Raw genomic sequence first — 4,546 nt, 5'->3', positions numbered from 1 at the left:
TCCTCAGCAAGGTGCTGTAAACCGAGCGGGCTGGAAAAATGTCATCTGTGAAGCGTTCTATAGGCTATGACATAGAGAGTAGAAGGGAAGAGAGTTAAAACACGCTGAGAATAGCGAGGGAGAGAGTTTAGGACATAAGAAAGGCCGCTCTTTGGCGGCCTATATGATTTAATGTAAATATGCTGTTAGAGTCTGGTTTATTACTGGGTCTATTGTGCTTCAGAGCGTGGCCATTACCGTAGTCCATATAACCACATGACCCGCCATCAAGCTAATTTTCATTGCACTTTCAATAATTCACCATGCCGGATGTTTTTTTACGATCTGCAAAGAATTCAACCACCAGGCCGCACACTGATATTCCCCAGCAATAAGGGCTAGCAAAAGAGGCCATCAGCAGCGCCTGAAGCAGCCACGTAGAATTGAAAAGGGTTCATCTTAATCGCCTAGTATGATTGCGTTAAATTCAGGATCATGCCATAAATCTTCAGGGTCACGCTTACGAAAGCGAGGATGATTAAATACAGCACCTACTTTACGTTCATGCGCAATCCGTCTATCACGCTGTTCTTTGGTTTCCAGTTCATTAACTGGCGTTACTACGTATTCTTCATATGGTGAAGTCATTACTTAAATCACCCCAGCCATTAAACAGCAAAGCGCGATAAAGCCGAACACTGAAAGGATAATGTTTAGCGTCTGCTTACTTTGCTGGCGCTCTCTGAATGCCTCCAGTGTGGTGATCTCAATATCTCGCCAATCCTGATATGTATCAAGAATCGCCATATTCTTACCCTGATACATTCCCTCCGCTACTACGTATCCCTGCTTTAGCATCACTTCATAGTAACTTACATGGGGATTCATCACGCCGGGTACAATGTTAGCCTCTGCTACTGCTTTAGCTTCCCGGATTTTTTCTAAATCTTCCTGCATGATCAGGCCTTATTGTTCACTGTATTGTTGATAGTGATAGGCGCTTGTGTAGGAGCTACCATATGCATTGTATTACTTGCGTTAGCGTCTGGATGTGTTGGATCTGGCTGTGTATTCACTGTAACCGCTGTGTCTAAATCCCACGCAGCGCCAGTGATAAGATCAACGCCACCACATACAATCAACCCGCAAGCAATATCACCCCAGAGCCAGCCGTTCAGATTGTCTGTTACTGTGCCAGAGGTTATAGGGGCTGAGTCTGTACGCTGGAGTGTCACAGAATAGGGCGCATCGCCACGCTTGAGGTTTACCGTTGTAGGTGCAACGCCTGTACTCACTACTTCACCATCACCATTTCTAATCGTGTACATTGCCGGGGCATTAGTCTTAATGGCTACAGGCTGTGTTTTACCATCCACTATTAGCGCACAGCCAGAAAGTGACATAGCAGCAACAATAGCAGACAGCGCTACACAGATAGATTTGGTTTTCATTACAAGTGCATTCCTATTGATTGGATTAAATTGCTTTCTTAAAAAGTTTTGACTGATAATTACTACGTGCTTTTAGTAGCGCTTGAGTGTCTCTACTTTTCCATTCGCTTAGCTTAGCCGCTAGGGTAATACCCGCATTAAGTTCCATTTGATATTTAGTCTCGAACCAGAGCGGGGGATAGTGTTTCATTTCCCGAATACCACAGTAATAATGAGGCACACAACCAAAAGTCCTATAACAACCTTTGCGCATTTAAAGCAGAACGTAAGAATCTCGTTTATTGTCCTATAGAGCTTTTCTTTCTCATTCATAGGCCACCATCTAAAAGTTTAGTTATTACCTGATCGCTTCCGGTATCATTCTTATCTATTACCGAAAAGATACTCCCACCTTTAGGGCAAATAATTAACTCATCTGTAGGGAGCCAGATAGACGTAATATATTGCTGCGAAGGGTTCACTTTTAACACGGCGCTGTTCTCTAATGTGATGATGCCGCCACCATTACTAACTTCTTGTACCCAATGCCCAGTTATACACGCAGACGCTGAAAGGGGAGCCAGCAGCGCTAGCGCTATAAGTGATTTTTTCATTATTAATCCATCCAATAATCAAAGCTATCTACAGAAGTAGCGTAAAGCTGTGCATTATATTCTTCACCAATGCCACCTTGTTCTACACGATCTAATACACGCTTGATGAACTTACTACCCCTTGCTTTAGCGTCGTACTTGTGCCAGAAGTCGCAAGCCTGAGAGGGGCTTACACGCGCTGTTTTGAGCATTGCCGCTAAGATGCCTTGCGGGTAACGTGCAGCCTCAAAACTTAATCCCCACGTATCAATAAGGCGGATCTCTTCGATGTAGTCAGTTTTACCCTTCAGCAATGCATCTTTGCCCTTGTAGCCTAACTGCTTAACCGCTGTAATGCCTATGCGCTTAGCTTGCTTGCTCTCCAGATCTGTAAGGCTCAGACGCTTATCGATGATAGAAGCTCTTTGTGTAGCGTTAGGCGTTCTCTTGCCCTCCATATGTGCATCTTGCCGCGCTCTGATATCGTCCATCGTTTCCGCTTCACGGTGCCACACTGCAAATGTATCAGGGAGATTATCAAGCCAACCATTAGCTAAAGCGTGTTGCCTGTGATGCCCATCTACAAGGATAAATTCATTATCCAGTAGGCACACTTCGAACGGATCGCCTAATGAATCATTCCATTCGCCCTGCAAGTAGTTCCCGCTGAAGTTTAAAGTACGGTTTTCTAAGTTCGGTTTAATAGCCAGTACATCAGCGAGTGACCAACGTTCAATAGAGCCATCTGATAAAGCCATTTTATCTACCTTATTTGAAGAGATTAAAATATTTATCCGCATCAGCTTTCATTTTCTTTTTAAGCTGATAATGTTTGTATTCAGTTTTTGCCAATACAGCGCAGGCCAATAAAACCCCCGCTAATAAAAGTATGTGAGTATTAGAGGGTTCCTGTTCTCCATGTGATGGCAAGTGATCGGGCAAAGAGTCTATAGGCGGTAGATCGGATGGAAGAGGCGTTGGAGCTGCCTGATTATCCCAATTAGTTGTTTGTCCCACTTTGCCAACATCTACCAGATCGTTAGGGGTATCATTTGCAGGAACTAAACTAGCATCATCAGCCGGGGTTAATGGTTTATTACTCTGATCGCTCACTTTAGCTTTCTGCTGATCTTGAGATACTTTGCTTGTATCTGGTGTGCTAACTACTTCATACTCTCTAAGATCAAGCGTAGGGGGCACAGCTTCACCAGCATTATTATCAGCGCCGCAATCTACCCCGTATTGCTTCCCATTCTTTAATTTGATAATAATGTAGCTCGTATAGGAGCCATCGCTATTCACTTCTGTAGAGCCATTAGTGATAAGTTGATTGCCCTTACCATCTGTTAATACTGTTCCGGTATCGCTACCGTAAGCGCCTGTAAATTCAAATCCGGCAATAGTCCAAGCCGCTTGCCCGTATGACATACTCATAGAAGCGCGTGTATCGTTATCACCTGCTGTAAGGCCTTGAGTGTCACAGGTAAAGCCAGTAGTGAAAGCGTGAGCGCTGAATGATGCACAGAGTGCAAGAGCTAGCTTTTTCATTTTTTATATAACTCCTTGCGGAACTCATCGCAAATTTCATCTAAAGATTTAACATCTTTTTCATGCAGGATAATAATGCGCATTATGTAACTAAACCAACAGACGGAAAACATCATCAGCATGATCAATTGACCTATCGAAATAACCATTAAGAAAATCTCCGAATTAAATCAATTACGCCAAGTGCTAACCATGTTAAATTAAACCATAACACTATGAACAACTCGCTTTAGCTTGCCCTGCGTAGTGCTATAGGCCAACCTTTGACCTGCAAAGATTACCCACATAGCAGCGTTAAAAGTGATTTTAAAGTAGCAAGGGAAATCATCTCCTTTAATCACTGTCTATACGTCTGAAACGTCAGTAGGACATACAACATTATCAACTACTTTAATTATGGATTTCTTATTGCTCAGCTGAATGTTGAACATTTCTTTAACACTGTTGTTCAAAGAATGGGCATTCAAGTTAGTGATAGTGGAAAATCCTATTAACCTCATGTTTGTTGCACGTTATTACTGCTGTGTGATGAATTATCCTAGGGACATTCTAATAGGGCCACTACTATTGAGATGATTCTTATGTAATGCGCACAAATACATTAAGAATTTATATTTATGATCAGGCTTGCCCATCATTTCATATTGATATATTCATGCCGTTTATGAAATTAACATAACAGTACAATTAAGTCTATTTAACGGTTACATTCAAAGCATTTAATGTAGTGTACACATGTGATTACTCAGCATGCATGTAATACATGCGTAGAAGTAAATGAGATGTGATTAATGCGCCGTAGTTATTTACTTTACTCTGTAAAAAACGATGAAAAGGAAAGAAAAGTAAAAAACAGCTATTGCTAGCTAATACATACGTTTAATAGCTTTACATCACATAGCTGTATAAATTTCTGCAAAACGAACCATTCACTTTTCCTGCGCTGCATGAATGCCCTGGAGACGGTCAGCGAAGGCGAGGTGGTGGTTAACGGCT

The 4,546-nt window shown here is 42.2% G+C and carries 6 protein-coding genes and 1 pseudogene; 1 reads left to right on the top strand and 6 read right to left on the bottom strand.

All coding sequences use genetic code 11. From position 1 onward, the window contains the following. Positions 1 to 438: 438 nt before the first annotated feature. The 6 genes from HMPREF3142_RS28880 to HMPREF3142_RS01455 all read right to left on the bottom strand — a co-directional run bounded on the left by HMPREF3142_RS28880 (position 439) and on the right by HMPREF3142_RS01455 (position 3,550). Positions 439 to 627: a hypothetical protein gene (locus tag HMPREF3142_RS28880; protein ID WP_127429062.1), complete on the bottom strand. Its 189-nt coding sequence runs from the start codon at positions 625 to 627 to the stop codon at positions 439 to 441. Positions 628 to 630: 3 nt separating this feature from the next. Then, on the bottom strand, positions 631 to 936 hold the full coding sequence (locus HMPREF3142_RS01470; protein ID WP_060876821.1) for a hypothetical protein: 306 nt from the start codon (positions 934 to 936) through the stop codon (positions 631 to 633). Positions 937 to 938: 2 nt separating this feature from the next. After that, entirely contained in the window at positions 939 to 1,430 is a 492-nt protein-coding gene (locus tag HMPREF3142_RS28875) for a hypothetical protein (protein ID WP_136455412.1), read from the bottom strand. Positions 1,431 to 1,738: 308 nt separating this feature from the next. Beyond that, complete coding sequence (locus HMPREF3142_RS01465; RefSeq protein WP_070611426.1) at positions 1,739 to 2,023, bottom strand: hypothetical protein; 285 nt, start codon at positions 2,021 to 2,023, stop codon at positions 1,739 to 1,741. Between the two features lie 2 nt (positions 2,024 to 2,025). Continuing rightward, positions 2,026 to 2,760 carry a hypothetical protein gene (locus HMPREF3142_RS01460; RefSeq protein ID WP_070611423.1) on the bottom strand — a complete coding sequence of 245 codons (735 nt, stop codon included), beginning with the start codon at positions 2,758 to 2,760 and terminating at the stop codon, positions 2,026 to 2,028. Positions 2,761 to 2,770: 10 nt separating this feature from the next. Beyond that, positions 2,771 to 3,550, bottom strand: coding sequence for a hypothetical protein (locus HMPREF3142_RS01455; RefSeq protein WP_070611421.1), 780 nt, complete (start codon positions 3,548 to 3,550; stop codon positions 2,771 to 2,773). Between the two features lie 929 nt (positions 3,551 to 4,479). On the opposite strand from HMPREF3142_RS01455, the pseudogene HMPREF3142_RS29690 reads away from it, so the two are divergent. Next, positions 4,480 to 4,546 (top strand): annotated as a pseudogene (locus HMPREF3142_RS29690) (hypothetical protein); the annotation flags it as partial.

The sequence above is a fragment of the Klebsiella sp. HMSC16C06 genome, from assembly GCF_001808325.1.
GTDB lineage: Bacteria > Pseudomonadota > Gammaproteobacteria > Enterobacterales > Enterobacteriaceae > Klebsiella > Klebsiella variicola.
Note: the sequence above shows the minus strand (reverse complement) of the source record. Positions and strands in the feature narration are given on the sequence as shown.

Excerpts from the sequence above, each read along its gene's own strand:
- HMPREF3142_RS28880 (WP_127429062.1), bottom strand. The coding sequence starts at position 627 with ATGACTTCACCATATGAAGAATACGTAGTAACGCCAGTTAATGAACTG.
- HMPREF3142_RS01470 (WP_060876821.1), bottom strand. The coding sequence starts at position 936 with ATGCAGGAAGATTTAGAAAAAATCCGGGAAGCTAAAGCAGTAGCAGAG.
- HMPREF3142_RS28875 (WP_136455412.1), bottom strand. The coding sequence starts at position 1,430 with ATGAAAACCAAATCTATCTGTGTAGCGCTGTCTGCTATTGTTGCTGCT.
- HMPREF3142_RS01465 (WP_070611426.1), bottom strand. The coding sequence starts at position 2,023 with ATGAAAAAATCACTTATAGCGCTAGCGCTGCTGGCTCCCCTTTCAGCG.
- HMPREF3142_RS01460 (WP_070611423.1), bottom strand. The coding sequence starts at position 2,760 with ATGGCTTTATCAGATGGCTCTATTGAACGTTGGTCACTCGCTGATGTA.
- HMPREF3142_RS01455 (WP_070611421.1), bottom strand. The coding sequence starts at position 3,550 with ATGAAAAAGCTAGCTCTTGCACTCTGTGCATCATTCAGCGCTCACGCT.